At 58.7% G+C, this 3,160-nt stretch carries 2 protein-coding genes and 1 pseudogene; 1 reads left to right on the forward strand and 2 read right to left on the reverse strand.

Translation table 11 applies throughout. From position 1 onward, the window contains the following. Positions 1-326 (forward strand): type II toxin-antitoxin system RelE family toxin (locus IE065_RS17705; RefSeq protein ID WP_229792159.1); only part of this gene is annotated, 326 nt, incomplete at its 5' end. Between the two features lie 7 nt (positions 327-333). Here the strand turns inward: IE065_RS17705 and xerC are convergent. Together xerC and IE065_RS17715 are read right to left on the reverse strand one after the other, a co-directional pair. Beyond that, positions 334-1,317, reverse strand: a complete 984-nt coding sequence (gene xerC / locus IE065_RS17710) for a site-specific tyrosine recombinase XerC (protein ID WP_189517616.1) — start codon at positions 1,315-1,317, stop codon at positions 334-336. A 2-nt stretch (positions 1,318-1,319) separates the two neighbouring features. Further along, positions 1,320-3,160: pseudogene (locus IE065_RS17715) on the reverse strand (DNA primase); the annotation flags it as partial.

Raw genomic sequence — 3,160 nt, forward strand, 5'->3', positions numbered from 1 at the left:
TCTGGCCGTTGAAGCCATCCAGAGCCCGGGCAAGATCTACACCGCCGCAGAAGCTAAACGTGAGCTGGGATTATAGTATTTCCGGGCGTGCGCTCAAGCAGCTCAAAAAGCTCGATAAGCAAGCCGCCGCCCAGATCCTCGGTTACCTTGATGAGCGCATCACGGGCACGGAAGACCCCCGCCAATGGGGCAAGCAGCTCAAAGGCGAGCTGAACAACATCTGGCGTTATCGCAGCGGCAACTACCGGATTTTATGCCAACTGCAGGACGATGTTTTTATCGTGCTGGTGCTCGAAGCGGGCCACCGCAAAGACATTTACAAGTAGGCTCAAGCTAACGCGCTGGGTGTGTCATGGCGTGGACGCGCTGAAGCTGGCTGATCGATACATCGGTGTAAATCTGCGTCGTGGATAAATTGGCGTGTCCGAGCAGTTGCTGGATAAAGCGGATGTCGGCGCCGTTTTCGAGCATGAGCGTGGCGCAGGTATGCCGGAACAGGTGGCAGCCGCCGGGCTTGCCAACTTCGGCGCGTTTGACGTAGTCGATGACGAGGCGGCTCAGGTAGTCAGGGGCCAACGCATCGCCGTAGGCGCTCAGGAACAGGGTCTGCTCGCGGGATCGGTGCACCAGTTGGGGACGCGAGTCGGCGAGGTATTTTTCGAGCCAGGATAATGCCCGCTCGCCAATGGGCGTCATGCGGTCCTTCTTGCCCTTGCCCTGACGCACGGCCAACACGCGCCGCTCAAACTGCACGTCTTCCAGCGCCAAGCGCACGGCTTCCATCCGCCGGATGCCCGTCGAGTAAAGCAGCTCCAGCAAAGCGCGATCACGCAGCCCGAGCGGGCCTGTAATATCCGGCAAGTTCAGGATGCGTTCGGCCTCGTTGGCCGTCAGCGGCGTTTTCGGCAACTTGCGTTCCCCGCGGGGCATTTCTAGTTCGGAGGCCGGGTTGTGCAGGATTTCATTCTCACGGCACAGCCAGCGGAAAAAGTCTTTGATCGCCACCAAGCGGCCTCGCTGCGTGCTGAAGCCCAACGGCTTGCCATTGGCCTTGCGGTACCGGTGCATCGAGCGCTGATAACTTTCCAGCACCGGACGCGTCACCTCGCGAGCCTCAAACAGGTCTCGCTCCTGACACCATTGCAGGAAGGCAACCAGCGCCTGACGACGGTTCTCCTGCGTGATCGGCGAGTAATTACGCACAGCCAGCGCCTCTAGGTAAAGCGGGTATTGGCGGGCCATGCCGACCGGCTCCAGTTCGACGGGCTGTTTGCGCTGGCCGCCGCGCTGATCCTTGGGACGATGTTTCAGGGGCATGGCTACGATGCGACCGCCGTTAAATATTGGGGGGGCTGTGCGACAGTGGGGATTTGCTGGCCATTGATTCGCGAAGCCACTTGGTCATTGGGCTGAGCCTCGTTCAGAGGGATGCCCGAAGCGGGCTCGTTGGCTGCTCGATGACCCCTCGAAGCAAACGTTTTGATGCTCGAAGCGTGCAACGTAGTGGTATCAATGAGGCCGTTAAGCTGGGGTTTGGCCGCCATGGGATCGGCGTCAAAGAGCAGTTCGTAAACGAAGCTTTGCCCCCGGCCCCCGTAATGCGGCAGGACGTATTCCATTTCCTGAAGCTTGTTCAGGTGCACGCGCACCTGGTATTCGCTCCAGCCGCAGAACCGGCGCACGTCACGGCGACTAAACAAACACTCCTGCGGCTCAAGAGACTTTGCATCGCAAAGCTTATCGACCATTTCACGCAGAAGCAGCAACAGGCGGCGGGTCTGTGGGGGCAACTCATCCAGGCTCCGACCAAGCACTTCATGCGCGATCGCATTGGCCGCTTCGATGTCCGCCGGGATAACCTCAATGTATTGCAAGCCGTCCCGTTCTTTCAGTGGCCGTTGATACTGGTGCAGCAAGGTGATTGTGCGAATCAGGGTGAGGTATTTCATGTGATCCCGGCGCGTGCGCGTGCGGTCAGACAGGAACGTTAACCGCCGGGCATAGGGATTAACCACCGGAACCGACTTCAATAAACGCTGCGCGTTGCGGTGCACCGTCAGGATGGCCTCACGCTCAACCTTGCGCTTCAAGCCCTCGAAGGTTTCCGCTTCGCGCTGCAAGTCATGGATGGCCCGCGTCTGCTCGCGGGATTCGTCCACTGACAGGACCAGACAACGGTTTAAAAGCTCCTCGTCGATGTCGACCGCCGTGGTTGTCAAAAAGATCATGACCGGCCCCTCGACGTGGTACTCTTCGGTTTTCATCCGGCCCTGTTCATCCTTGCCCGTCGATGCAATGGTCAACTCGCCTTCGCTCTGGAGCAGCTTCAAGGCATAACTCGCCTTCTCGGCACCTTCTTCCTCCACGATCGCCAGTATCTTGTGTTTCAGGTTCGTTTCGCCCAGGTAGTAAAGACTCTGGCCCGTCATGGCAGAGTATTTAACGCGCTCTTCCTCCGGCATCATCGCCAGCACCGATTCCATCAACGCCGTCTTACCCGCTGCGCTGGTCGATTGCACGATGATCGCCAGCGGCTTGTCCAGCTTGCGGGAGACCGCAGCAAGATAACCCGTGAGCTTGTTCGTGGACTCCCCCACGATGCCGCAGCGCGCAAAATCTTCGAGGATGCGCTCCAGTAGGTTCGGCGATTGCAACAGACCGAGCGCGGCTTGCCGTTCATCGCTGGACATGACAGCCTCTTCAGACTTGGGAGCCAGCTCGGCGCGTAACCGTTCCTCCTGGCAAGTTTCCAGAGCCAGCAGCACCCGGCCCAGATCACGCTTCACCAAGTCCGGTTCGAGGTTCGTTTCGCTGGCGGCCGCGGCAATGTAATGCGAACGCTCCTTGGCCCGGTAGAGATCGATCACGTCCAGGTAAAAACGCTCGTTGTGCCACAGCCGCAGATTGATTTTCAAAACCTCATGACTGCCATTTTTCGACAACCCGCGCACCCGGTAAACCCGATCTCCCAGGATGATTTCATGGTCGTCACCGTGGGCGACCACTGCCACCGAGGAAGCCTTTTTTTCTTTAGCCGCCACCTCGTCCAGACTCGGTTCGGTAGCCACTAACTTAGCAGCTAAAGGATTATTAATAGAGACAGTACGGTCTTTGATGACAGGAGACGCCAAGCCCTTGCCCAGCCACTCGGCCGACTCAA

Origin of the sequence: Cerasicoccus arenae (assembly GCF_014651635.1) — a bacterium.
GTDB classification, from domain to species: Bacteria; Verrucomicrobiota; Verrucomicrobiia; order Opitutales; family Cerasicoccaceae; genus Cerasicoccus; species Cerasicoccus arenae.